Origin of the sequence: Mesorhizobium humile, from assembly GCF_033977215.1 — a bacterium.
GTDB lineage: Bacteria > Pseudomonadota > Alphaproteobacteria > Rhizobiales > Rhizobiaceae > Mesorhizobium > Mesorhizobium humile.
This window is the reverse complement of the sequence record NZ_JAVIIV010000007.1, coordinates 113,246-138,886: the sequence shown is the minus strand read 5'-3', so window position 1 is coordinate 138,886 and position 25,641 is coordinate 113,246. Positions and strand designations below refer to the sequence as shown.

General features: G+C 64.4%; 21 protein-coding genes. 8 read left to right on the top strand and 13 right to left on the bottom strand.

The annotated features are described in order from the left end of the window. The first annotated feature begins 6 nt into the window (after positions 1-6). From RFM52_RS13380 to RFM52_RS13360, 5 genes are all read left to right on the top strand, one after another. Positions 7-1,068 (top strand): substrate-binding domain-containing protein, encoded by a 1,062-nt coding sequence (locus RFM52_RS13380; protein WP_320297117.1) that lies wholly within the window; start codon positions 7-9, stop codon positions 1,066-1,068. 64 nt (positions 1,069-1,132) lie between these two features. Continuing rightward, on the top strand, positions 1,133-2,194 hold the full coding sequence (locus RFM52_RS13375) for a substrate-binding domain-containing protein (RefSeq protein ID WP_320297118.1): 1,062 nt from the start codon (positions 1,133-1,135) through the stop codon (positions 2,192-2,194). 43 nt (positions 2,195-2,237) lie between these two features. Further along, entirely contained in the window at positions 2,238-3,209 is a 972-nt protein-coding gene (locus tag RFM52_RS13370; RefSeq protein WP_320297119.1) for an ABC transporter permease, read from the top strand. A 13-nt stretch (positions 3,210-3,222) separates the two neighbouring features. Next, complete coding sequence (locus RFM52_RS13365; RefSeq protein ID WP_320297120.1) at positions 3,223-4,422, top strand: alanine racemase; 1,200 nt, start codon at positions 3,223-3,225, stop codon at positions 4,420-4,422. 86 nt (positions 4,423-4,508) lie between these two features. Continuing rightward, the gene (locus RFM52_RS13360) at positions 4,509-5,246 is read left to right on the top strand and encodes an ATP-binding cassette domain-containing protein (RefSeq protein WP_320297121.1); all 738 of its coding nucleotides are present in this window, start codon (positions 4,509-4,511) and stop codon (positions 5,244-5,246) included. 20 nt (positions 5,247-5,266) lie between these two features. Here RFM52_RS13360 and otsB read toward each other — a convergent pair whose 3' ends face one another. The 4 genes from otsB to RFM52_RS13340 all read right to left on the bottom strand — a co-directional run bounded on the left by otsB (position 5,267) and on the right by RFM52_RS13340 (position 11,309). Continuing rightward, positions 5,267-6,049, bottom strand: coding sequence for a trehalose-phosphatase (otsB, locus tag RFM52_RS13355; RefSeq protein ID WP_320297122.1), 783 nt, complete (start codon positions 6,047-6,049; stop codon positions 5,267-5,269). Next, entirely contained in the window at positions 6,046-7,836 is a 1,791-nt protein-coding gene (locus RFM52_RS13350; RefSeq protein WP_320297123.1) for an alpha,alpha-trehalose-phosphate synthase (UDP-forming), read from the bottom strand. The genes otsB and RFM52_RS13350 overlap by 4 nt, the downstream gene beginning before the upstream one ends. A 150-nt stretch (positions 7,837-7,986) precedes the next feature. Further along, complete coding sequence (locus RFM52_RS13345; RefSeq protein ID WP_320297124.1) at positions 7,987-10,149, bottom strand: amylo-alpha-1,6-glucosidase; 2,163 nt, start codon at positions 10,147-10,149, stop codon at positions 7,987-7,989. Positions 10,150-10,250: 101 nt separating this feature from the next. Next, positions 10,251-11,309 (bottom strand): glycosyltransferase family 4 protein, encoded by a 1,059-nt coding sequence (locus tag RFM52_RS13340; RefSeq protein WP_320297125.1) that lies wholly within the window; start codon positions 11,307-11,309, stop codon positions 10,251-10,253. A gap of 223 nt (positions 11,310-11,532) precedes the next feature. On the opposite strand from RFM52_RS13340, the gene RFM52_RS13335 reads away from it, so the two are divergent. Further along, on the top strand, positions 11,533-12,738 hold the full coding sequence (locus RFM52_RS13335; RefSeq protein WP_320297126.1) for an ROK family transcriptional regulator: 1,206 nt from the start codon (positions 11,533-11,535) through the stop codon (positions 12,736-12,738). A gap of 3 nt (positions 12,739-12,741) precedes the next feature. After that, positions 12,742-13,239: a peptide deformylase gene (locus tag RFM52_RS13330; RefSeq protein ID WP_320297127.1), complete on the top strand. Its 498-nt coding sequence runs from the start codon at positions 12,742-12,744 to the stop codon at positions 13,237-13,239. Positions 13,240-13,486: 247 nt separating this feature from the next. Here the strand turns inward: RFM52_RS13330 and RFM52_RS13320 are convergent, their stop codons facing one another. From RFM52_RS13320 to fghA, 3 genes are all read right to left on the bottom strand, one after another. Continuing rightward, complete coding sequence (locus RFM52_RS13320) at positions 13,487-14,779, bottom strand: PQQ-dependent sugar dehydrogenase (protein WP_320297240.1); 1,293 nt, start codon at positions 14,777-14,779, stop codon at positions 13,487-13,489. 40 nt (positions 14,780-14,819) lie between these two features. Next, positions 14,820-15,272, bottom strand: coding sequence for a DUF2231 domain-containing protein (locus RFM52_RS13315; protein ID WP_320297128.1), 453 nt, complete (start codon positions 15,270-15,272; stop codon positions 14,820-14,822). 163 nt (positions 15,273-15,435) lie between these two features. After that, positions 15,436-16,269 (bottom strand): S-formylglutathione hydrolase, encoded by an 834-nt coding sequence (gene fghA, locus RFM52_RS13310; RefSeq protein WP_320297129.1) that lies wholly within the window; start codon positions 16,267-16,269, stop codon positions 15,436-15,438. Positions 16,270-16,598: 329 nt separating this feature from the next. Between fghA and RFM52_RS13305 the strand changes: the two genes are divergently transcribed. Then, entirely contained in the window at positions 16,599-18,095 is a 1,497-nt protein-coding gene (locus RFM52_RS13305) for an aldehyde dehydrogenase family protein (protein ID WP_320297130.1), read from the top strand. Between the two features lie 303 nt (positions 18,096-18,398). Here the strand turns inward: RFM52_RS13305 and RFM52_RS13300 are convergent, their stop codons facing one another. From RFM52_RS13300 to RFM52_RS13275, 6 genes are all read right to left on the bottom strand, one after another. Further along, positions 18,399-19,307, bottom strand: a complete 909-nt coding sequence (locus tag RFM52_RS13300) for an intradiol ring-cleavage dioxygenase (RefSeq protein WP_320297131.1) — start codon at positions 19,305-19,307, stop codon at positions 18,399-18,401. Positions 19,308-19,338: 31 nt separating this feature from the next. Beyond that, the gene (locus RFM52_RS13295; RefSeq protein WP_320297132.1) at positions 19,339-20,400 is read right to left on the bottom strand and encodes a maleylacetate reductase; all 1,062 of its coding nucleotides are present in this window, start codon (positions 20,398-20,400) and stop codon (positions 19,339-19,341) included. A 16-nt stretch (positions 20,401-20,416) separates the two neighbouring features. Next, positions 20,417-20,704 carry a YciI family protein gene (locus tag RFM52_RS13290; RefSeq protein ID WP_320297133.1) on the bottom strand — a complete coding sequence of 96 codons (288 nt, stop codon included), beginning with the start codon at positions 20,702-20,704 and terminating at the stop codon, positions 20,417-20,419. 223 nt (positions 20,705-20,927) lie between these two features. Then, positions 20,928-21,920, bottom strand: coding sequence for a cell division protein FtsZ (gene ftsZ, locus RFM52_RS13285; RefSeq protein WP_320297134.1), 993 nt, complete (start codon positions 21,918-21,920; stop codon positions 20,928-20,930). Positions 21,921-22,141: 221 nt separating this feature from the next. Then, entirely contained in the window at positions 22,142-23,182 is a 1,041-nt protein-coding gene (locus RFM52_RS13280) for a proline racemase family protein (protein ID WP_320297135.1), read from the bottom strand. A gap of 294 nt (positions 23,183-23,476) precedes the next feature. Next, a complete protein-coding gene (locus RFM52_RS13275) occupies positions 23,477-25,546 on the bottom strand; it encodes an oxidoreductase (RefSeq protein ID WP_320297136.1) in 2,070 nt (689 codons plus the stop codon). Between the last annotated feature and the right edge of the window lie 95 nt (positions 25,547-25,641).

The window sequence follows — 25,641 nt, the reverse complement described above, 5'->3', positions numbered from 1 at the left end:
CTGAACATGCTGATGAAGAAATGGATTGCCGCCGCCCTGGCCGGCGGGTTGATGTTGGCCGCCGGCGCGGCTCACGCGCAGACGGTCGGGCCGCAGGGCGAGACCGCCACCCCGAGTTCCAGCCTGACGCTGAGCGATGCCGACATCGTGGCGCTGAAGGACAAGGGTTATAAGGCAGCCCTTCTGTGGCACACCTCTTCCGACTTCACCAACGCGGTGACCGCGGGCGCCACCGACGAGTTCGCCCGCGCCGGCATCTCGATCGCGGTCAAGACCGACGCGCAGTTCGACGCCGCCCGCCAGCGCAGCGACATCGAGACCGCTTTAGCCGCCAAGCCGAACGTCATCCTGGCGCTGCCGCTCGACCCCGTCACCTCCGCCGAAGCCTTTCGCCAGGCGGTCAAGGACGGCGTCAAGCTGGTGTTCCTGTCCAACCTGCCCAAGGATTACAAGCAAGGCACCGACTACGCCTCGATCGTCACCGACGATCTCTACCAGATGGGCAAGCAGGCGGCCGACGCGATGGCCAAGGCCATCGGCGGCAAGGGCAAGGTCGGCTACATCTTCCACGACGCCAATTACTACGTCACCAACCAGCGCGACCAGTCCTTCAAGAAGACCATCCAGAAGGACTATCCCGACATCAAGATCGTCGCCGAACAGGGCATTTCCGACCCGGCCCGCGCCGAGGAACTGGCCAACGCCATGCTGCTGCAGCATCCCGATCTCGACGGCATCTATGTGACCTGGGCCGAGCCGGCCGATGGCGTGCTGTCGGCGCTGCGCGGCGCCGGCAACACGCACACGAAGATCGTCACGCTCGACCTTGCGGAGCCGGTCGCGCTCGACATGGTCAAGGGCGGCAATGTCGCCGCACTCGTCGCCGACAAGGCCTATGAGCTCGGCCGCGCCATGGCCGCCTCCGGCATGAAGTCGCTGCTCGGCCAGCAGACGCCCGCCTTCGTCGTCGCGCCGGCGCTGACCGTGACCAAGGAGAATGTCTCCCAGGGCTGGAAGGATTCGCTTAACCGCGACGCGCCTCAGTCGGTGCTCGACGCGGCGAAGTGAAGCCGACGCTCCGGCCCGGCTTACCGGGCCGGAGCTCTCTTCCTGAACAAAAAGGGGAACTGACATGCGCAAAGCATTGGGCATCATCATCATATTGGCGAGCCTGTTCGCCGCTCACGCCTTCGCCGCCGAAGGCGTCACCACCGGCCCGAACGGCGAGAAACCGGTCCCGGCGGCCTCGCTCACGCTGACGGCGGCGCAGGAGCAGCAGATCAAGAGCGGCAAGTTCACCGCGGCTCTCGTCTGGCACGAGATGAGCGAGTACACCAACGCCGTAAACGCCGGCGCACGCGACGAGTTCAAGCGTCTCGGCATCGAAGTGGTGGCGCAGACCGACGCCGGTTTCGACGCCGCGCGCCAGAAGGCCGATGTCGAGACGGTGATGGCCAAGAAGCCGTCGATCATCCTGTCGCTGCCGGTTGATCCGGCGACCGCCGCCTCCGTCTACGATCCGGCCCGCCAGGCCGGCGTCAAGCTTGGCTTCGTCGACAATTGCCCGGCCGGCTACAAGCAGGGCACGGATTACGTCACCATCGTTTCCGACGACCTCTTCCAGATGGGCAACAAGGCCGGCATCGCCATGGCCGAGGCGCTCGGCAAGAAGGGCAAGGTCGGCTACATCTTCCACGACGCCGATTTCTACGTCACCAACCAGCGCGACGGCGCCTTCAAGAAGACCATCGAGCAGGATTATCCCGACATGAAGATCGCCGCAGAGGCCGGCATGGCCGACCCGGCGCGCTCAGAGGATATCGCGCAGGCGATGATCACCCAGCATCCTGATCTCGACGGCATCTATGTCACCTGGGCGGAGCCGGCTCTCAGCGTGCTCTCGGCGCTGCGCGGCGCCGGCAACAAGCACACCAAGATCGTCACGCTCGACCTCAACGAGCCGGCCGCGCTCGACATGGTCAAGGGCGGCAACATCGCAGCCCTTGTCGCCGACGAGGCCTACAGCATCGGCGTGACGCTGGCGCGTGCCTCGGCAGGCTCGCTGGTCGGCCTGAAGGCCGAGCCTTTCTACGCGGTCGATTCCATCGCCGTCACCAAGGACACGGTGAAGGACGGCTGGAAGAAGTCGCTCAACAAGGATGTGCCCGCGACCATCGCGGACGCCATGAAGTAAACGGCGTGGCAGGCTGCGAAGCATGCACCATCGGAGATCAAACATGACCAGCGCCAACACCGGCACCGAGGTGGGCAGCTTCGCCAGCCGCTTCAATCTGCAGCAATATGTCGTCTATCTCGGCTTCCTGGCGATCTTCCTGTTCTTCGCCTTCATGCTGAGGGACGGCGGCTTCCTCACAGTGCGCAACCTCTCCAACATCGTGCTGCAGACGGCGCCGGTGACGATCATGGCGATCGGCCTGGTCTTCGTCATGTCGGCTGGCGAGATCGACCTTTCGATCGGCTCGATCGTCGCGGTGGCGGCGCTCGCCGCCGCCGTCACCATCGCCTCCTATGGTATGGCGGCGGGCATCGTCGTCGGCCTGGGTGCCGGTATCCTCATCGGCCTCATCAACGGCGCGCTAGTCGCCTATGTCAGGCTGCCGTCGTTCCTGGTGACATTGGCGACGATGGGCCTGTTCGCCGGCGTCTCGCGCTCGATGACCGACCTGCGTTCGATCTCGGTCACCAACGAGACCTTCACCGGTTTCTTCGGCTCGGGCTCCCTGTTCGGCGTGCCGTCGCTGATCTGGTGGACGGCCATCGCCATCGCCATCGGACACCTCGTCTACCGTGAGACGCGTTTCGGCGCGCATGTGCTGGCGACCGGCGACAATGCCCGCGCGGCCAGCGTTTCGGGCATCAGCGTGCCGAAAATCAGGCTTGCCGTGCTCACCATCAGCGGCGGGCTCGCGGGGCTTGGCGGACTGCTCTACGCAGGCCGCCTGCAGGCGGCGAAATACACGCTTGGCGAAACCGATCTGATGACGGTCATCGCCGCCGTCATCGTCGGCGGCACGCTGCTCAATGGCGGCAAGGGCTCGATCGTCGGCGCGCTCGTCGGCTCGTTGATGATGGGCATGTTGAACAACGGCCTGATCCTGATGGGGCTTTCGGTTTCCGACCAGATGATCGTGCGCGGCCTGATCATCCTCACCGCCGTCGCCGTGTCGCTGCGCGACAAATCCCGCTGAAGGAATCGACCCAATGTTTCTCGACGTTCTGCGCCGCCGCAACCCCGCCTTCATCGAAGCAGCGATCGGCCTTCACCAGCAGGGCAAGCTGCCGGCCAACGCCTATGTGCTCGATCTCGATACGGTCGAGCACAATGCCAAGGTCCTCAGGGACGAAGCCGACCGGCTCGGCCTGAAGGTCTTCGCCATGACCAAGCAGGTCGGACGCTCGAGCTCGTTCTGCAAGGCGGTGATGCGCGGCGGCATCGAACGCGCGGTAGCGGTCGACATGGCCTGCGCACGCGCCACGCACAAGGCCGGGATGAAGCTTGGCCATCTCGGCCATCTGCAGCAGATCGCGAAATTCGAAGCCGATGCTGCGGCAAGGACGTTCAAGCCGGATTACTGGACCGTCTTCAACGACACCAAGGCCGAGGAGGCAGGCAAGGGCGCCAAGGCCGCCGGCTATGTCCAGAACCTGCTCGCCCGCATCGCGGCGGAAGGCGACATTTTCTACCGCGGTCATGAAGGCGGCTTCGACGCCGGCGAGGTTGTCGCAATCGCCAACCGGCTCGATGCCGTTCCGGGCGGCCGCTTCGCCGGCATCACCACCTTCCCTGCCCTGCTCTTCGACCATGCCGCGCGAAAGGTTTTGCCGACGCCCAATCTGGCGACACTGAGCAAGGCCGCCGAGGCGCTCGCCAAGGCGGGCCGCAAGGAGATCGAAATCAATGCGCCGGGCACGACGTCGAGCGTCATGCTGGCCGCGCTGGCGGAAGCCGGCGCCACGCAGTGCGAGCCCGGCAACGGCCTGCACGGCACCACGGCGCTGCATGTCATGGAGGACCTGCCGGAATTGCCTGCCGTGCTCTATCTCACCGAGGTCTCGCATCTGTCGGGCGGCAAGGCCTACTGCTTCGGCGGCGGCTTCTATATCGACCCGATCTTCCCGGACTATGACGTCAAGGCGATTGTCTCGGCCGAACCGACCACCGCCGCTTCCGCGCTCAAAAGCGTCGAGGTGCCGCCGCCTTCGGCGATCGACTACTACGCCATGATCGACGCCTCCGGCGCACGCGCGCCGAAGCCCGGCGACAGCGCCGTCTTCGGCTTCCGCGGCCAGGCCTTCGTCACCCGCGCCTATGTCGTCGGCGTCTCCGGCATTTCGAAGGGCAATCCGAAGGTCGAAACCATCGAGAACGGCTTTGGCGAACCCTATGCCTGGCCTGTCTAGAGCATGATCCCGAACCGAAGGACCGCGTCAGCGAAAAGTGGAAACCGGTTTTCGGACAAGATCATGCTCCAACGAAGGAGAATGCGATGAGCGCGCCCATCCTGCAGCTTCAGGACATCCGCAAGAATTTCGGCGGCATCACCGCGATCGAGAACTTCTCGCTCGAGGTCTTCCCGGGCGAGATCGTGGCGCTTGTCGGCGACAACGGCGCCGGCAAGTCGACGCTGGTCAAGATCGTCTCGGGCGTGCATCCGCCCTCCTCCGGCACGATCGCCATCGAGGGCAAGCCGGTGACGATGTCGAACGCCACCATGGGGCGCGCGCACGGCATCGAGGTGGTCTATCAGGACCTCGCGCTGGCCGACCAGCAGACCGTCTACATGAACATGTTCCTCGGCCGCGAGCCGCTGAACCGCTTCGGCCTGCTCGACCGCCGCCGCATGATCGCCGAGACGGAAAAGCTGGTGAAGGAACTGGATGTGCGCATCCCTTCCGCGCATGCCACCATCCGCGACCTCTCCGGCGGTCAGCGCCAGGGCGTGGCGATCGCCAGGGCGACGCATTGGGCAAGCAAGCTGATCCTGCTCGACGAGCCGACGGCCGCGCTCGGCGTTGCCGAGACAGCGAAAGTGGAAGAAATCGTTCTGTCGCTGAAGCAGCGCAATGTCGGCATCCTGATCATCAGCCACAGCCTCGACCAGGTGTTCAAGCTGTCGGACCGCATCTGTGTCTTGAGGCGCGGCAAGCAGATCGGCGTGCGCGAGACGAAGAAGACCGACAAGAATGAGATCATCGCCATGATCACAGGCTTGCAGCAACAGTAGCCGGGTAGCGTCTGACCGGTTTAGGCGACGAGATTGCCGCGGGCCGTTTGCGCGACCGGCTCGCCGAAATTGGCTTCGAGCCAGGCAATGGCGCTGGCGACATCTTCGATGGCGAAGCGCGCCGCGGTCTCGCCTTGCGGCTTGACGCGGATCGAAATCCCGCCGGCGGCATTGACCGTGTCGAAGCCGTTCTCGTCGGACGTGTCGTCACCCAGGAACACCGGGCGCCTGCCGGTGAACGGATCGAGCTGCATGAAGCGCCGGATCGCGGCGCCCTTGGCGGCTTCGAGGGGCATCAGCTCGACGCCGGCATTGCCGGCGATGACGCGGTACCCTTGCGGCAACCGGCTGAGCGCTGCCTCGACCAGTTCCGTCGCCCGTGCCAGAAGCTGGGGTGCTGCTCTCGTGTGGATGGCGAGCACAGGACCCTTGCGCTCGACATAGACGGCCTTGCTCGCCAGCTCCAGCTCGATCTCGTCGGCAAGCGCCGCCATATCCGCCGGCGCATCGGCGGCCTCGATCTCTCCATCCGGCAAAAGTCTGTGCTCCAGCCCGTAAAGGCCGGCAATCCTGAGCTTCAGTGGATCGAACAGATGGTCGACAGCGGCGATCGAGCGCCCGGTGATGAAGGCGATCGCGCCGTCGAGACGATGCTCGATCGTCTGCAGCAATTGCCTCAACTCGTCGCTGACCGATACCGCATCGGGATGCGCCGCGTGCTCCAGCAAGGTGCCGTCGATGTCGAGGAAAAGCGCCCAGCGGCCTTCGGGAAGCTGCGGGGTGAGGTCTGCCTGGATGTTCATCGGAATCCGACTGCCTGTTTGCGTTCGAACATGGAAACGACATTGTCGCCGGTGGGGCCTGCCGGCCGCTCGTATAAAGCCGTGACCCGGTCGAGGTCGCCGCGCTTCCTTAGCCGCGCCGCGTCGAGCAGCATGCTTCCGGCCCAGCGAAAGACATTGTTGTCGCGCACGATATCGCGCATGCGCCGCATGCGCTCATGTTGCTCGTCCGGTCCCATGGTCAGCGCCTGCAGCATCGCCTCGCTCATCATCGCCGCGTCGTAGGGATTGACGATCAGCGCCTCCAGCAATTCGCGCGAGGCGCCGGCGAAGGTGCTGAGCAAAAGCACGCCCTGCTCGTCGTCGCGCGACGCCACGAACTCCTTGGCGACAAGGTTCATGCCGTCATGCAGGCTGGTGACGAGGCAGATGTCGGCGGCGCGATAGAGTTCGTAGACCGCCGCCTGCGAATGGTGCTCGGCGACCATGACGACGGGCTGGTAGGATTGGCCGCCGTAGCGCTGGTTGAGTTCCTCGGCATAGCGCAGGCATTCCTCATGCAGATGCTTGTAAGCCGGCAGCGTGCCGCGGCTGGGCGCCGCGATCTGCAGGAAGACGACATTGCCGATCGTTTCGGGATGACGAATGAACAGCTCCTCCAATGCGTGGAAGCGATCGAGGATGCCCTTGGTGTAGTCGAGACGTTCGACGCCGACGCAGAGCTTGGCGTCCGCCGGAATGTTGAACCGCCTGCGAACGCGCGCCCGGCACTCCTCGACGCTGGGCAGGGCTTTCAGGAGCTCGGCCGGCCATTCGATCGAGATCGGATAGGAATGCACCAGCGTCACCTGGCCGCCATAGGACACTGCGGCGTCCGCCCGCTCGATGCGGCTTTCCATGAAGCGGTCGACGCTTTCGGTGAAGTTGTTGGCGTGGAACTGAGTGTGGAAGCCCATGATGGAGCTGCCGAGCAAGCCGTCGAGGATGCGCTCGCGCCAGGGGCAGATGCTGAACACTTCCGAGTTCGGCCAGGGGATATGCCAGAAGGTGATGACGATCGCCTCGGGCAGCCGCTCGCGGATCATGCGCGGCAACAGCGCGAAGTGGTAGTCCTGGACCAGCACGATCGGTCGTTCGTTACGCGCCTCGGCAACCACCGTCTCGGCGAATTTGCGGTTGACGGCCTCATAGGCCTCCCAGTCCGACTCGCGAAAGATCGGACGCGTGAACGCGATATGGCAAAGCGGCCACAAGCCCTCATTGGCGAAGCCGAGATAGTAGCCTTGATATTCGTCGTCGCTCAACCAGACGCGGCGCAGCGTGTAGGACGGATTTTCGGGCGGCACTTGCACGCGATCGTTCCTGTCCACCACCGTTCGGTCGGCGCTGCCGCCGCCATAGGCGATCCAGGTGCCGCCGCAAGCGCGCGTGATCGGCTCGAGCGCCGAGACCAGCCCGCTCGCCGGAACGACGAGTTCGACGCCGCCGTCCTTGGTTTCGTTGTGGATATAAGGCTCGCGATTGGACACGACGATCACCTGCGCATCCGGCAGTTCGTCGGCGAGGATCTTGCGCAGCGTATCCGGCGACCATGTGACCAGAGCCGCGTCGACGGACTGCCCGTTCTTCTCGAATTCGCGCAGCACCTTGCGCGCGGCCTCGGTGGCGAAGTCGTCGCCGGAAGCTTGCGAAGCAGCAGCTCTCGAATGGTGACGACGCCGGGATACCGAAATGAAGATCGCGAGAGCGGAAAGTCCGAGGCTTGCGAGAATAAGGACCAAAAACAGGTCAACGCCATATTGTGTCATTGAAACGCCAGGTTGCCTCCGGCTGTCGCTCTTTTGTTTTTCGTTCTTGCCTGCTGCGGACGGGCAGACCGGTTCAGGTGTGCAACGCACAAACCGCCGGTCGGTTCCGACATTTTCCGATTGTTGAACGCGGACTTGCGACGCCTTCTTCTAAGTCCGCACGATAAGCGGCACCTGGCCTTCATGACGATCGGAAAGGAAGGCGGCGACACGGTCGCCGACCCGCTGGAAGGTCAAATCGACGGCCTTGTCACCGACGCTCAGATGCCGGAGCACGAGGGTGTCGATGCCGATCGGCAGCCTTGGGCGCGTGACATGCAATTCGCCTTTCCAGCCATCGATTTCCAGGCCCAGACAGGCCTGCATCAGCATGAAGGTGGAACCGGCCGACCAGGCCTGTGGCAGGCAGGCGACGGGATAGGCGATGGGCGCTTCGCCTGGGGCCCGAGCGAACCCGCAAAACAGTTCTGGCAGCCGCATGTTGAAATGCACGGCCGACTCGAAAGTGCCGCTCATCAGCCGCACCACGCTGTCGCGTTCACCGTAACGCGCGAGGCCGACGCCGCAAAGCGCCGTGTCATGCGGCCAGATCGAGCCGTTATGGTAGGACATCGGGTTGAAAAACACCGCATCGTCGGCGAGCGTCCTCAAGCCCCAGCCGGAATGGAAAGAGGCCGAGAGCAACTGCTCGGCGACCAGCTTGGCGCGCTCAGGCTGCGGCAGCCCGACGAAAAGCAGGTGTCCCGCATTTGATGTGCGCACCTTGCAGGGCTGGCCCTCGCCATCGATGGCCAGTGCATAGAAATTCATGTCGTCCAGCCAGAAGTCGCGTTCCACCGCGACCCGCATTTCCTCGGCCCGGTTTTCCCAGTGCTCGGCGTCGGCGAACTCGCCGCGGCGGCGCGCCAGCGCGGCCAGGCCGCGGAAGGCGGCAAACACATAGCCCTGCACCTCGACCAGCGCGATCGGCCCCTTGGGGATGCGCCCATCGGCATGGAAGACGGAGTCAAAACTGTCCTTCCAGCCCTGGTTGGCGAGACCGGATTCGGCGGCGCGCTGGTAGGTGACGAAACCGGTGGCGCTGCTTGCCTCCTCCGTCCATTCGGCGGCGGCCTTGAGCGATGGCCAAAGCCTGTCGATGAAGGCCATGTCGCCGGTGCGGTCGGCATAAGCAGAAGCCAGATGGATATAGAGCGGCGTGGTGTCGACGCCGCCATAATAGCGGCCGAAAGGAAGCTCACGCAGCGCCGCCATCTCGCCCTTGCGGGTCTCATGCATGATCTTGCCCGGCTGGGAATCACTGAAGGGCGAGGTCTCGGTCGCCTGGTGCTCGGCCAGAAAGGCAAGCACGCCGCGCGCCAGGCCCGGATTGAGCCAAAGCATCTGCAGGCTCGAGATCACGCCGTCGCGTCCGAACGCCGTCGAGAACCATGGAATGCCGGCATAAGGGTAAGGCCCGGTGGAAAGCTCGGTGGTGAGCAGCGCCACATCGGCGCGGGCGCGCTCGACCCAATCGTTGAAGACGCGACCCGAGCTGTGCACTGTGGCGCCGTGTCTGCGCTTGGCGCGCATGCCGAAGCGGGCTCGTGCCGCCGCGGCGCGGAAGCGGTCGCGGTCGGGCGCATCGGCGATCTCCGGGCCAACCTCGATATAGAGCACCTTTTGACTGCGCTTGGTCACCGCGATGAGGAAATCGGCGCGGTTGTCGCTCAACTGGTCCGGCGCCTGCGAAAAGGAGATCGCGGAAAGCCGCGGCAGGCCGTCCAGACCGTCATAGCCGAGCAGCACCGAAGTCTTGTCGGTCTTGGCGACATGCGTCGTACCGCGCTTCACCCGCGTCGAGCCGCGCACTTCGAACATGTCGCGAAAATCGGCGGCGAAGTGCAGCGAGGCGGTGATGGTGGAATGCTCGCGGCTGTAGTTGGAAAGCGTGATCCGCTCGAACAACCTGTCCTGCCAGATGAGCCTGACTCGCTCGATATGGATCGCGCCCTGCGGGATATCGCGCCCGCCGGCACTCTTGATCGGCAGGTTGGTCAGGTTGGACGTGAACAGCACATTGTCCTGGCTGAGCGATGCGCCGAGCAGCGACATCTGCCTGCCGCCGATGGTCAGCCGGAATTCGGACAGCACTCGCGTGTCGTCGCGGAAGAACCCGTCGCCCGCCCCCCTGATGTCGCCATAGGCATCGGCGACGGCGAAGCAGTCGCCCTGTTTGAGGGCAAAAAGCCGGTGCGGTTCCCGCGGCGCCGTCTCGTCGAGCGAGGAAAGGGCCACGGCAGGATCGAGCTTGCGCTCGTCGAGCTCCGTCATTCGTCACCTCTTCGTTTGCCCGCCCTGGAGCATGACGCCGAAAAGTATGAAGCGGTTTCGGACGACATCATGCTCTATCTCGTAGATTGGCGCAGTGAAGGTCAGGAGGCCTTGGCCTCCGGCATGCCGGTCAGGCGCATATAGGCAGCAAGATAGTCGCGCGCCATTCTTGTCGCCGAGAACCGCTTCTCGAAGACGGCTCTCACACGCCGCCGGTCGAGATCGAGAAGTGCTGGCATCGACGCTACCGCATCGTCTACACTGTCCACCACGAAACCGGTGACGCCATTGTCGACGATCTCCGGCAAGGCGCCGTTGTTCCAGGCGATCACCGGCGTGCCGCAGGCCATGGCCTCGATCGCGACGAGGCCGAACGGCTCCGGCCAGTCGATGGGAAACAGCAGGCCTGCCGCATTGCCGAGAAACTCAGCCTTCTCGTCCTCGGTGATCTCGCCGACATAGTCGATGCGGTCACCGTCGATGAGCGCCTCGATGTTATCGCGGAAATAGGCGCGGTCGTCGTCGCCGATCTTGGCCGCCAGCTTCAGCTTCAACCCGGAACGCCGCGCGATCTCGATGGCGCGGTCCGGCCGTTTGTCGCGCGACAGGCGTCCGAGGAAGGCGAGATACGGCTCTTCCCCCTGTGGTTCGCAGGTCGGCCGGTAGGCATCGAGCGGTAGTCCGTGATGGATGGTGGCCAGCCAGTTCGCGTCCGGCAGGCCGCGCTTCTGGCTCTGCGAAATCGAGATCATCGGGAAACGCGGAAAGCGCTTATAGGCCGGCGCCAGGTCGACATAGTCGAGCCGGCCGTGCGGCGTCGTCACCGTCCGTCCCGCGATCTCTTCGAAGAACGGGAAATGCAGGAAGTGGCTGAGATGAAAATGGATGACGTCGAACTCGTCGGCGCGCTCGCGCACATCGGCGAGCATGGCCAGATGCGCGGCGATCTCCGACTTCTTCGGCCGCGCGTCGAGGCGTATTGCCTGGTCGCGTCCAGGCACCAGCCGCGCCGACGTCTCGCTATCGCCGCTCGCGAACAGCGTCACATCATGGCCGAGCTCGACCAGCGCTTCGGTGATGTAGAAGACGATCCGCTCGGTCCCGCCATAGAGTTTCGGCGGCACGGATTCATAAAGCGGCGCGACATGGGCTATGCGCATCTGGTCCCTCGGCTGTTGATGCGAGGCAAAATGCGTCAGCCGCGAGATCGTTCCTGCCCAATTGGTCGCGGGGCACGATCGATATCCGCTCGACAGGGCATGACAGGTCGGCCAGGGCTTTCAACCTCGCCTCGTTCTAAAAGTGATGCCTAGCGCTAAGTAATTAAATCAACTTGATTTTCTGAAGTAGCAATCTACAGTTTCCGTGACTGGTAAGTACCGAATGACCCTCAAGAAAGCCATCTCCGGCACTAACCTCGAGCAGGCGAAATCGCACAACCGGCGTGTGGTGATCGAAACGATCCGCACCAACGGCGCGCTGTCGCGGGCGGCGATTGCAAGGCTAACGGCGCTGTCGTCGCAGACCATCTCCAACATCGTCGAGGAGTTGGAAGCGGCCGGGCTGCTGCGCCCGGAAGCAACGCTGAAAGGCGCGCGCGGCCAGCCGGCCGTCCCCTACTCCATCAACCCGGATGGCGGTTATTCGATCGGCCTGCAGCTCGACCACCAGCTGGCCGTCGGCGTCGTCACCGATCTCTCCGGCACCATGCGCGCCCGCATCGAGAGACATGTCGACCGGCCGACGCCCACGCGGGCTATGCCGCTGCTTGCCGGGATATCGAGCGACCTGATCGCAACGTCCCGGCTCGACAGGGCGAAGCTGCTCGGCATAGGCATGGCGATGCCCGGGCCGTTCGGCGTCGAAGGCATGACGTCGGTCGGCCCAACGGCGCTCCCCGGCTGGCATGATTTTCCGGTCGCCGACGAACTGGAGCGGCTGACAGGTATCGCCGTCACCGTCGAGAACGACGCCACCGCAGCGGCTATCGGCGAGCGGCTTTATGGCGTTGCCCGCAAGCTCGGCAGTTTCGTCTACCTCTTCATCGGGACAGGCCTGGGCGCCGGCCTTTTTCTCGACGGCCATCTCTACAAGGGAAGCCGCCACAATGCCGGCGAGATCGGCCACATCATCGTCAGGCCGGGCGGCCTGCCCTGCGACTGCGGCAAGCGCGGCTGCCTGGAGCGCTACGTTTCGCTGCGCGCGGCCTATGACAGGCTCGACCTGCCGGATCCCGACCATGCCTCTCCCGACCTGCTGGAAGAGCTTTTGGCAAAGGGCGACAGCCGTTTCGAAGCCTGGCTCGCCGAGGCGGTCGATCCGTTGCGGCAGGCGATCGATATCCTGGAAATGGCGCTCGATCCCGAGACCGTCGTGCTCGGCGGCTTCATGCCGCTGCCGGTGATCGAGGCTTTGGCCAGCCGACTCGAACCGCTGCATCTCTCGGTGAGCTCGACCAGCGCCCGCATGACCCCGCGAGTGCTGGTCGGCGCCGCGGGCAAGGACACCTCCGTGCTCGGCGCCGCGGCCTTGCCGATTTTCTCGGAAACCAACCCGCAATTCGACGTGCTGCAGAAGCCTGTGAGCTGATACATGGCAGTCCACCCGATCATAAAATTTCCCGATCCCCTGCTGCGCGCGGTCGCGGATCCCGTCGAACGGTTCGACGTCGAGCTGTTCCGTCTCGCCATCGATCTCCTCGACACCATGTATGCTGCGCCCGGGATTGGTATCACCGCCCCGCATATCGGCATTTTGAAACGTGTGGTGGCGATCCAACTTCCTTCGTCCTCCAAGTCCGGGATTTTTGTAAATCCGTCGATAGTCGAGGCGTCGACCGAAATGATCCGCAATGCGGAAGGTAGCGTTTCGATGCCCGGTGTGACGGAGGATATCGAGCGGCACGCCCGCGTGCGGGTTCGCTATCAGGATCTCGAGGGCAAGGAGCGGTTCGAGGACGCCGAGGGTCTGCTGGCGGCCTGCCACCAGCATGAGATCGACCAGCTCGACGGGCTCTTCTGGACGCACAGGCTGTCGCGCTTGAAGCGCGAGCGCCTGATCAAACGCTACGGCAAACGGCGGGCATCCTAGATTGCTGAGGCTACGCACTCGTCTGACGGCCAGTGACGCGTTCGAACCCGAGCAGCGGAGCAGAAGGTGAAGGCGGAGATCAGCACGAAATGCGCGACCGTCTCGGCGGCCGAATTCGGCCACGACTCGCGGCTGGTGCCGATCACGATCGACGCGCCGGAGACGCTGATGGACGAGCGCTGATCTGCCCGCGCGAACGCAGCGGCGGCAAGCTGGTGCGCGCCTTCCTCGACATTGAGCCTGGCTTTTACGTGGATCCGGGCGCCGCTGCCGTGACCCGCCACACCGTATTGCCGACATCGTCGGCAATCAGCAGCGCGCCGGATTTGTCGACGGCAACGCCGACCGGACGGCCTCTCGCCTCGCCCTTGTCGTTGAGGAAGCCGGTCACGACGTCTTGCACCATGCCGTTTGGATGCCCGCCGCTGAAAGGCACAAAGACCACCTTGTAACCGTTGAAGCGGGAGCGGTCCCAACTGCCATGCTCGCCGACAAAAGCGCCGCCGCGATAGGATTGCGGCAGGTTGCTCGCGGTGTAGAAGGCAAGCCCGAGCGGCGCGACATGCGAGCTCAGCGCGTAGTCCGGCGGGATGGCCTTGGCCACCATGTCCGGCCGCTGCGGCATGACGCGCGGATCGACATGCTGGCCGTAATAGCTGTAGGGCCAGCCATAGAAGGCGCCGTCCTTCACCGAGGTCATATAATCCGGCACGAGGTTCGGCCCGAGCTCGTCGCGCTCATTGACCACGGTCCAAAGCGCCTTGCTTTGAGGCTCGAAAGAGAGGCCGTTTGGATTGCGCAACCCGCTGGCGAAAATGCGCGAGCGGCCGGTGGCGCGGTCCACTTCCCAGATCGCGGCGCGGTCCTTCTCGGCCTGGATACCGTTCTCGGTGATGTTGCTGTTCGAACCGACGCCGACATAGAGCAGCGAACCGTCAGGGCTCGCGACCAGGCTCTTCGTCCAGTGGTGATCGATCGGCCCGCCGGGCAGTTCCGTCAGCACCTTGCCGGGCGCCGTGATCTTGGTGTCGCCCGGCTGGTAGGGATAGCGCACGATCGCGTCCGTGTTGGCGACATAAAGGTCGTTGCCGACCAGCGCCACGCCGAAGGGCGAGGTGAGATGGTCGAGGAACACGCCCTGGTAATCTGGCTCGCCGTCGCCGTTGGTGTCGCGCAGGAGCGTAATGCGGTTGCTAGGCCCGGTGTCCCCGCCGGAGGTGACCCAGCCTTCGACCCAGCCCATGACGATATCCTTCGGACGCTTGGCCGAGGCCTCGGGAGGCGCCTTGGATTCCACCACCAGAATGTCGCCGTTGGGCAGCACGTAAAGGGAGCGCGGATGCTGAAGCCCCTTGGCCAAGGCCTCGATCTGCAGGCCTTGCGCGACGGTCGGCTTTTCGTCGTTTTTCCAGCCGACCACCGAGGCCAGATGCATCGGCGGGAACAGGTACTGGTTTATCTCCGGCAGCTTCGGATTCGGGCCGATCTGGGCATTCGGATCGGTGTTGTCGTCGCTGCAGCCGGCAACGCCCAGGGCCATCACGCAGCAAAGCGCCGCGGTCGTCCATTTGATCGCGCTGTCAAACCGTCTCATCGGCCACTCCTACATGATGGCGATAGACCAGCGCCCAGCCGAGCCAGCCTGTGAAGATCAGGATCACGACCACCAGCGCCGACAGGATCAGCCCGGTCGGCACGACGGATGTCCATGCGTCGCGCGTGTGGATCAGCATGTTGAAGAAGGAAAGGACAAGCACGACGACGTTGCCGGCCATGTGCAGCCATGCCGTCGGCTGAGCACGTATCTTGCGGCCCCCAAGAAAGTCCGTAAGCCCGGCGATGGCGGCCAGGATACCGACGATGACACCCACGGTCAGGAGCCAGGCCGAGAAATTGGCCCAGGTCATTTCAGCTGTCCGCCAGTAGGCGATATCGGTGAGCAACGTTCCGACGAAACAGGCAATCGGGATGGTGACGAGCATCGGGTGTATGGGATGGCCGGCTATGCTTGCCGTGGATCGCGGATTGTCCATGCGAACGCTCCTTTCCGCGCTGCGGTTGAAACCCAACAGCGCGAAAAGGCGAATGTTCCGGCGAAAATTCGCGCGCTCACCAGAAGGTGAACGCCCGATTGTCAGCCATGGCGGGCGCGGAATAGGCCGTGAGGTGGCCGGGCGAACATTTTACGGACGACAATCACCCAAGCCGGCCGGCATGCCATTTCAGGTGATCGTCCATGAAGGTCGAGATGAAATTATAGGAGTGGTCGTAGCCCTCCTGCATGCGCAGGGTGAGATCGATGCCTGCCTTCCTGCATCCTTCTTCGAGCAGCCATGGCCGAAGACCGTCCTGCAGGAAGCCGTCCGCCGTGCCCTGGTCGACGAAGAATTCCGGAAAGCGCTTCCCATCCTCGATCAGCAGCGTCGCATCATAGGCGCGCCAGCTCTTTTCGTCCGATCCGAGATATCTTTCGAAAGCAGGCCGCGACCAGTTGGCCGTCGACGGCTGCACGATCGGCGCGAAGGCCGAGCAGCTCCGGTAGCGTTGCGGATTCTTGAGCGCGATCGTCAGCGCGCCATGTCCGCCCATCGAATGACCGAAAATGGCCTGGCGTGACATGTCGACGGGAAAATTGGCGGCGACGAACGCCGGCAATTCCTCGGTGATGTAGGAATACATGCGGTAGTTCTTCGCATAAGGCTCCTGCGTCGCATCGAGGTAAAAGCCGGCGCCGCAGCCGAACTGCCAATTGTCCTTCTCGTCGGGAACGTCGGCGCCACGCGGGCTGGTGTCGGGGCACACGATGACGAGCCCGAGCTCGGATGCCAGCCGCCGGTACTCGCCCTTGTCCATGACGTTTGCATGCGTGCAGGTCAGGCCCGACAGGTACCACAGGACCGGAAGCGGCCCGTCCTTGGCCTGCGGCGGCACGAACACGGCGAAGGTCATGTCGCAGGCGCAGACGTCGGAGGTGTGCGAGTAAACGCCCTGGACGCCGCCATGCGATTTGGAGGTGGAAACGACCTTCATCAACTCTGCCTCTCGTCAGGAAATCGTGACCCGACATAACCGCCGGGCACGATCGGCGCAACCTGCCGCCTCGGCAAACCGGATGGACGGCGCGATGAGGCTTGCGTCCGGTTAGCCCGCCGGAGCGATCAAGTCCGGGCCGGTCGCATCGACGCTCGATACCGCGCCGTCGAGCTACCGGCCGCCATGATTGGATACCCAGATCCCGTCCCCCCTCCCCGATCAATCGCGCTGCATCATCCAGATGGAGGACGCCCTTTTAGCTTTCCTTGTTTGAGGTCGCCTCCGGCGGGAGTAATAGTCGCGTCGGAATTCGTGAGGAGGAGACGATGACGCTGAACTTCGACCCGAGGGCGAAGGCCACCACGCTCTACCATGGCGAATTCCGGCCGATGTTCATCGCCGGCAAGTGGGTCGCGGCGCAGTCCGGTGAGGTGATGCAGGCGCTGAACCCGGCGACGGGCGAAGTGCTGGCGACCGTGCCGCGCGGCGGAGCCGCTGATATCGACGCCGCGGTCGCCGCGGCGCGCGCGGCCTTCGAAGGCCCCTGGTCGAAATTCTCGCCCTACGAGCGGCAATGCGTGCTGTTCAGGATCGCCGACCTGTTCGAGAAGCATTGGGAAGAGCTCAGCGTCTCCGACACGCTCGACATGGGCCTGCCGATCACCCGCACGCTGGCCAACCGGCGCCGCGTCATCGGCATGCTGCGCTTCTATGGCGGCATGGCGACCGCGCTGCATGGCGAGGCGATCGACAATTCCATTCCCGGCGAGATCGTCACCTTCACCCGTCGCGAACCGGTCGGCGTCGTCGGCGCGATCATCCCCTGGAATGCGCCCACCGCAGCCTCGATCTGGAAGATCGCGCCGTCCCTGGCCACCGGCTGCACCATCGTGCTCAAGCCGTCGGAAGACGCATCGTTGACGCCGCTTTTGATCGCGAAGCTGATGCAGGAGGCCGGCGTGCCCGACGGCGTCGTCAACATCGTCACCGGAACCGGCGCCGAGGCCGGCGCGCGGCTCGCCGAGCATCCCGATGTCAACAAGATCGTCTTCACCGGCTCGACCTTGACCGGCCAGGCCATCGCCCGCGCCGGCGTCACCAACCTGAAGCGCGTCTCGCTGGAGCTTGGCGGCAAGTCGCCGATCATCGTGTGCCGCGATGCCGATATCGACAAGGCCGTGCCGGTCGCGGCGATGGCGGTGTTCGTACATTCAGGCCAGATCTGCATCGCCGGATCGCGCCTGTTCGTGGCGCGCGAGATCCATGACGAGTTCGTGCGCCGGGTCGCCGAGTTCGCCGGCAAGCTGCGCATCGGCCACGGCATCGAGGCGGAGACGGAAATCGGGCCGCTTATCAATGCGAGGCAGGCCGGCAAGGTCGAAGGCTACATCAAGGCGGGCAGCGACGAAGGCGCCCGGCTGGTCGCCGGCGGCTCGCGGCTGACGGGCGAGCTCTATGACGGCGGCAACTTCATCGCGCCGACCGTCTTCGGCGCGGTGTCGGACAAGATGACCATCGCGCGCGAAGAGATCTTCGGACCGGTCATCTCGGCGATGCCCTTCGACACGCTGGATGAAGCCGTCGCGCGCGCCAATGCGACGCCTTATGGTCTGGCGGCTGGTATCTTCACCACCAATCTCGGCACCGCGCACAAGCTCGCGCGCCGCGTCAAGGCCGGCTCGGTCTGGGTCAACATGTATCACGCCATCGACCCGGCCGTGCCCTTCGGCGGCATGAAGATGTCCGGCTATGGCCGTGAAGGCGGCGTCGAGCATCTGCACGAATATCTGGAAACGAAGGCGGTCTGGATCCAGACCGACTAATGCATGTCGCGCAAAAGTGACCTCGGTTTTGCGGCAACGACATGCATCAAACAAAGGACCTAAAGCGCGTCGCCTGAATCCGTTTCAGCGCGATGTGCTTTACGGGGTATGCCGATATTCAGATGAGGACGGCCTGCAAATCGCAGTGACGCCGAGGAAAGGCCGGCGCAGGCGATCCACGAAATCATAGACGCGCAGGAACTCGTGATCGTTCATCCGCACACTCTCCTTCCCGGGAGGAAGGATACGCCGATCAGGTGGCCCGCGGCAGCTTTTGTCCAATTTGGACGAAACTGGCCAGCTTCAAGTCCCCGCTGTCTTGGGAGCCAGGACGAAATCCCATTCGACGGACCAGAACGGCGCTTCGAGACCGAGCTCGCTCGCCTTTTCCCAGTCGGTGACTTTGATGAAATCGGCGATCAGTGAATCCTTGACCCCGAAGACGGCGTCCTCGGCGAGGTAGCGGCAGTCGGGCGCGAAAATGTGGGTGATGACCGGGTCATAGCCCGGCGCGCTGACGATGTAGTGCACATGCGCCGCGCGGTTCGGATGACGCCCGAGCGCGGCGAGCATCTTTCCGACGGGTCCGTCGTCGGGGATCGGGTAGTAGCGTGGCTTGACCGAACGGTACCAGTATTCGCCCTTCTCGTCGGTGGTGAAGACGCCGCGCAGGTTCCAGCCGGGCTGCACGTCCTTCTGCTGGACATCGTAGAAGCCGTCGTCATTGGTCTGCCAGACGTCGATCAGCGCGCCGGCGATCGGCTTGCCTTGCGTGTCGAGCACGCGCCCACGCACCACCATCGGCTCGCCCTTGCCGTCGAGGCAGATGTTCGCGCCGTGCTCGTAGCGCGGCGCCTCGGGCACATAGAACGGCCCGAGGATGGTGTTTTCCGTAGCGCCGTTCGGGCGGCGGTGATTGATCGCGTCGACGAGCATGGAAACGCCGAGCGTGTCGGAGAGAAGGATGAACTCCTGCCGCCAGTCGGAGCACATCTTGCCGACATCGGTGAGGAACTTGATGCCTTGCAGCCACTCCTCATGCGTCGGCTCGATCTCCTTGACGGCGGCATGCAGATGTTTGACCAGCACACCCATGACCTCCTTCAGGCGCGGGTCGACATCCGGTCCCATGCGCGCGTTGACCACGTCGACCGAGGTCTCTTCCTCGAAATAGGGATATTTCGGTCGAGCGGCGTCCGCGATGCCTGTCATGGCGATAACTCCTCCAGGGACATTCAGCTTCTCAGGCCCGCGGCCGCTCGCCGGCATAGGCGCGCGCGATAAGAGCGCGGATCGGTTCTCGCTCCAGCGCCCGCGGGTTCCAGTAGGGATTGGCCAGCGCGCGGTCCGTCGCTATGTCGATCCCGTCGGCCGGCATGCCGATCTCGGAGAGCGCGCGCCTGGCGCCGATCCTGCCCGCGAGATCGTAGAGAGCCATCGCGGGATCGTCCGTCTTCAGCACCGCCCGCAAGGTTTGCATGACGGCCGGAACGGCAGGCGCATTGTAGGCCAGCGCATGCGGCAGCACGATCGTGTGGGTCTCCGCATGCGGCAGATCGAAACTGCCGCCCAGCGTATGGCAAAGCTTGTGATGCAGCGCCATACCGACCGAGCCGAGGCAGATGCCGCAGAGCCAGGCGCCATAGAGCGCCTTGGAGCGCGCATCGCGGTCATGCGGCTTCTCGGCGATGACCGGCAAGGCGCTCACCAGTGCGCCAATGGCCTCGGCCGCCATCAGATCTATCACCGGATTGCTTTCCCTCGCATAGAGCGCCTCGACGGCATGGGCGATGGCGTTCATGCCGCTTGTCCCCGACAAGGAAGCGGGAAGCGTCATCGTCAGGTCGACGTCGTAGATGACCACTTCCGGCAGCACACGCGGACTCGACTGCGTGACTTTCACGCCATCCTTCGTCTCGCCGAGGATCGGCGTCATTTCCGAGCCGGCATAGGTCGTCGGCATCACGATCTGCGGCAGGTCGGTGCGCAAGGCGATCGCCTTGGCGAGGCCCGTCGTGGAGCCGCCGCCGACCGCAACCAGCCCGTCGGCCTTGAGTTCCGCCACGACCCGCAGCGCGTCCTCGGTCACCGACACGGGCGTGTGCATCGTGGCCCCGGCATAGACTCCGGCCGCCGCACCGCCGAGCGATCCGGCAAGACGCCGGGCGTCGGCCTCCTTAGGCGGCGTCGCAAGCACGAGCACGCGTTTCAACCCCAGCCGGTCGATCTCCTGCGGCAGCCTTGCGATCGTACCCGATCCGAAGACGACGCGTGCCGGCTGGCCGTTATAGACAAAGCTTTTCACTTGAGCCCTCCTTCCGTCAGCCGCGATTGTCGACGCGCATCAGGAAGGGATTGATGCTGACGCTCTGCCAGACATTGGCGGCATTGAATGGGTCGCCGGCGTTGAATGCCTTCACATCCTCGATGCTCTCAGCGGAAAAGACGAAGAGCGAGCCGATCATGGTTGCGCCGTCCGCCGCGACCAGCGGCCCGGAAATCACGGTCGTGACCGAGCCGGCGGCAAGATAGGCCTTGTGGGCATCGTAATTGGCGAGCCGGCGCTGAAGCGCATCGGCATGGTCGAGACAGTGGACGGCAAAGAGCAAGCTAGTCCTCCCGGGCAGACGCGACGCTTCATCGATCGTCGCTAAGTTCTACTCCTCCCTGCCGGAACTTAAACCGGTGCCTGTCGAACAGGCCGCTGAATTGGTCCAAAATGGACAGATGCCAAGCCGATGCGGTCCCCGAATTGTTTCGCCGCCGGAAATGGATATCGGCCAATTGCGTCGTGCCGTCGGGGACAAGCGCGGCCGCGAGGTCGCCGTGGTCTCAGGCGATCCGCTGCTCGAACTGGGCGATCTCCGCGCTCTTGCGCAGGCCGGTCGCGACGACGGACACGCGGAACTTTCCCGCCAGGGCCTGGTCGAAGATGGCGCCGACGATGATGTCGGCATCGGCGTCGACTTCTTCCCTTATCCGCGTCGCGGCTTCGTCGACCTCGAACAGCGTCATGTCCATGCCGCCGCAGATCGACACGAGCAGTCCCCTGGCGCCGGACATGGAGGCTTCATCGAGGAGCGGATTGGCGATCGCCGCCTCGGCCGCGATCTTGGCACGCCCCTCCCCGGAGGCCTCGCCGGTTCCCATCATCGCCCGGCCCATGTCGCGCATCACCGACTTTACGTCGGCGAAATCGAGATTGATCAGGCCTTCCTTGACGATGAGATCGGTGATGCAGCCGACACCCGCGTAGAGAACGCGGTCCGCCATGGCGAAGGCATCGGCGAAGGTGGTCCTGGCGTCGGCGACCCTGAAGAGGTTCTGGTTCGGGATGACGATCACGGTATCGGCGCTCTCGCGCAGGCGTTCGATGCCTTCCTCGGCGGCTTGAGTCCTACGCTTGCCTTCGAACATGAAAGGCTTGGTGACGACAGCCACCGTCAGGATGCCGGCATCGCGCGCCGCACGCGCGATCACGGGCGCCGCACCGGTCCCGGTGCCGCCGCCCATGCCCGCGGTGATGAAGCACATATGCGTTCCCGCCAGATGATCCATGATCTCGTCGATGGATTCTTCCGCGGCAGCACTTCCGACCTGGGGCAAGGACCCGGCGCCCAGGCCCTCGGTCACATGCGCGCCAAGCTGGATCAGCCGCGACGACTTCGACATGGTGAGCGCCTGGGCGTCGGTGTTGGCGACGACGAACTCGACGCCCTGCAGTCCCTCGGCGATCATATTGTTGACGGCGTTGCCGCCGGCGCCGCCGACCCCGACAACGGTGATCTTGGGTCTCATCTCCAGGATTTCCGGCTTGGCGGTCATTTTTTCATCTTTCTAGCGAAAGCACCCGCTGCTCCGCCGCGCGACTATGCGGAACCGGAGCAACGAGCACACGAATCAGGTGATCCCCACCAACCGCAGGGAATCAGAGCGGGCGCCTCCCTGCAAGGTCCGCTGACATTCTGCAAGCGCAAACGCCCCTTCCGAGCGCTGGAAAACGCCTGGGCGCTCGACTGAGTCGAGCCGATGTCGTTGCAGGAAATCTATTGCGTCACCGAAGTCGAGGTGCCCCAGGTGTCCGACAGCACGTAGCCTTGCGGATAGGGATCCGTCGGATCGAGATAATAGTTGTGCTCGCCCGTGATCCAGGCCCTGCCGGTTATCTGCGGCACGATCGCCTTGCGCCCGGCGACTTCGGTGAGTTCGAGGATCTTGCCGGTGAAGCGCGAGCCGATGATCGATTCGTGGATCAGCACCTCGCCGGCCTTCATCAGGCCCCGCGCCTGCAGCACCGCCATGCGGGCCGAGGTGCCGGTTCCCGTCGGGCTGCGGTCCGAGCGCCCGGGCGAGACAATGCAGGTGTTGCGCGTGACGTTGCCCGGTCCCTGGAACGGCATGGCGAACTGCACGATGGATACGCCGCGCACATTGTCGAACTGCGGGTGCACGACGTCGAGCTGCTCGCGCGCCGCGCGGCGGACCTTCTCGCCGGCCACGGCCAGCTCGCGCGCCTCGTCGGGCGTGACCGAGAAGCCGAGCGCGGGCGCATCGACGATCGCGTAGAACATGCCGCCATAGGCAATATCGACCTTGATCGTGCCCAGCCCTTCCACCTCGATACTGGCATCGAGGCGCTCGGCGAAGGCGGGGGCATTGCGCAGCGTGATCGACAGGCATTTGCCGTCGCTGCATTCAGCGCGCACCTCGATGACGCCGCCCGGCATGTCCAGCTTGAAGCGAGTCTCCGGCTCCTGCATCGGCACCATGCCGGTCTCGAGCAACACCGTGGCGACGCAGATCGTGTTGGAGCCGGACATCGGCGGATATTCGGTCGGCTCCATGATGATGGCGCCCGCGGCACAATCCTCGCGCGTCGAGGGCACCAGGAGATTGACATGCCGGGCAACGCTGCCGCGCGGCTCGCAGATCAGCATGCGCCTGATATGGTCGTGGTCGCGTTCCATCGTGATCATCTTTTCCATCATCGTGCGGCCCGCGGGCGGCAGCACGCCGCCCACGATGACATCGCCGATCTCGCCCTCGGCATGGCAGCCGACGACGCGGATGCTGGTTTTCGTGCGCATTGTTTCTCCCTGTCGATCGCGACTATCCGCATCGCAAGCGGTAGCGTTCCGGACAAACTGATCAATCTGCGCGCCAGCCTCAAGGAGAATCCGAGAATGACCGCCAATGTTTTTCCGGCTGCTTGCCGGCGCATGACGAAATGGCGGAAAACCCTTCGGAAGTGGCGGGACCTTGCGCCGTGAACGCCGGTCCTCTGCGGCGACCGGGCCACCTCGGCGCGCAAGGCTGAGAGACCACCCGTGATATCGGCCGGCGGTCCCTTGACGCCGCCATAGAGCGCTCCCGTGTCGGCGCTACCCGTCCGCCAGCGCCGTCACCTCGCGCCGGAAAGGCAGCGCGTCGCCGATATCGGCTTCGTCCAGCTCGCGGGCGAAGCGATGGCCGGCATAGGTGGCCCAGGCGATCGGCCCTGGCGCTTGCGCATCGCCGATGACCTTGACCGAACGGATGCCATTGTTGGCCCACTCGTTTTCCCGGGCCTTCAGTGCGCGCCAGACGTCGTCCTCCTGATTGCGCGACGTGACCAGGACGACGGCATCGGCGGCCAGGTCCTGTTTCGAGCCGGTATAGACGCAGGCCGTCACGACGCCGCCCGGAACGATGCTCGTGACGGTCCTGTTCAGCACGATGTCGACTCCGAGCTCCGCCAGACGACGGTGGATGGCGCCCTGCTCCAGCGTATTGCGGGTCCAGTCCGAGACATAGGCCGAAGGTGTCACCAGGGTCACCTTCGCGCCCCGGCGCGCCATCAGCTCGGCCAGCACGCCGCCCATGTAGTAGTGGTCGTCGTCGAACAGCACGACATTGCCGCCCGGCACCTTGCCGTCCATCAGATCGTCGGGCGTGTAGACCGGCATCGCGGCGTCGATCGGCATCGGCACGATATGGGCGCGCGCGACGCCGTCGCGCCGCCAGGTCGATCCGGTGGCGATGGCGACATTCTGGAAGCCGAAGGATAGGATGTCGTCCGCCGACAGCCGGCTTTCGAAGTAGATCTCGACATTGGGCATCTGGCTGAGCTGATACTGGCGATAATCGCGCACCCGGCCCCAGGCCGAGAGACCCGGCAGCAGGCACTCGCGCGCCACGCGGCCGCCGAGCTCGGTACCCGCTTCCGCAATTGCCACCTGATAGCCGCGCAGGCCGAGCGCGCGGGCGGCCTCAAGTCCGGCGGGCCCGGCGCCGACGATCAGAACGCTGTCGCTGTCGCCCTTGGCCTGCATGCGCTCCGGATGCCAGCCCTTGCGCCATTCCTCCATGAAGGTCGGGTTCTGCGTGCAGCGCGAGATCGACATCGTCATGTCGCCGGTGATGCAGATGTTGCAGCCGATGCATTCGCGGATGTCCTCGATACGTCCCTCCTGGACCTTTTTCGGCAGGAAGGGATCGGCGATCGACGGGCGGGCGCAGCCGATGAAATCGAGCGTGCCCGATTTGATCATCCTCACCATCACGTCCGGCGAGGTGAAACGGCCGACGCCGACGACCGGCTTCGAGGTCAGCTTCTTGATGCCGGAGACCAGGCTCTCCTGCGCCGCCTCTTCCTTGAACCGCGACGGCCCCGAGCAATCCTCCCAGGCGCCGTGCGCGAGGTCCCATAGATCGGGCAGCTCGGCATGCATCTCGATCATGTCGCGGACTTCCGAATTGGCGAAGCCAAGCTCGCCGATCATCTCGTCCAGCGACAGCCTGAGCGTCAGGCCGCAGGTGTCGCCGATCGCGTCGCGTCCTTCCTCGATCAGCTCGCGCATCAGCCGCGAGCGGTTCTCCAGCGAGCCGCCATATTCGTCGCTGCGCTGGTTGGTGGCGGTGGACAGGAAATGCTGGATGATGCCGAAGCCGTGCGCGCCGTAGAGGCACACCAGGTCGAAACCCGCCTGCTTCGCGCGCTTGAAGGCATTGCGGTGCCAGCGGCGCAGGTCGCGGATATCCTCTCTGTCCATGGCGCGCGCCTGCACCGGATCGTTGGTGAAGGTGCGGATCGGCAGCGCCGACGGCCCGCGCGGGACCTCCTTGGTGTAGAGGTTGGGACCGTTGATGCCGGAATAGGCGAGCTGGATGCCGGCGAGCGCTCCATATTCGTGCATGGCCTTGGCCATCTTGGCCAGCGCCGGGATATCGGCGTCGTCCCACAGGCGCAGCTCGATGAAGGGCGTGATCTCGGAGGTGTGGTGCATCTCCGTCTGCTCGGTGAAGATGACGCCCCATCCGCCTTCGGACTTCATCCGGCGCATCTCGGCCGCGGCCGACGGATCGCGATAACCGCCGCCATTGCAATGGGGAACCTGGTAGAAGCGGTTCTTGGCCGTCACCGGTCCGATCTTCATCGGCTCGAACAGAATGTCGTAGCGTGGGTCGCGCATGGTGCTTCCTTCCTGTCGGCTCGGCGCTGCCTAAAGCATGATCCCGAAAGGTGGGAACCGGTTTTCGGAAAAGATCATGCTCCAACAAGGAGACT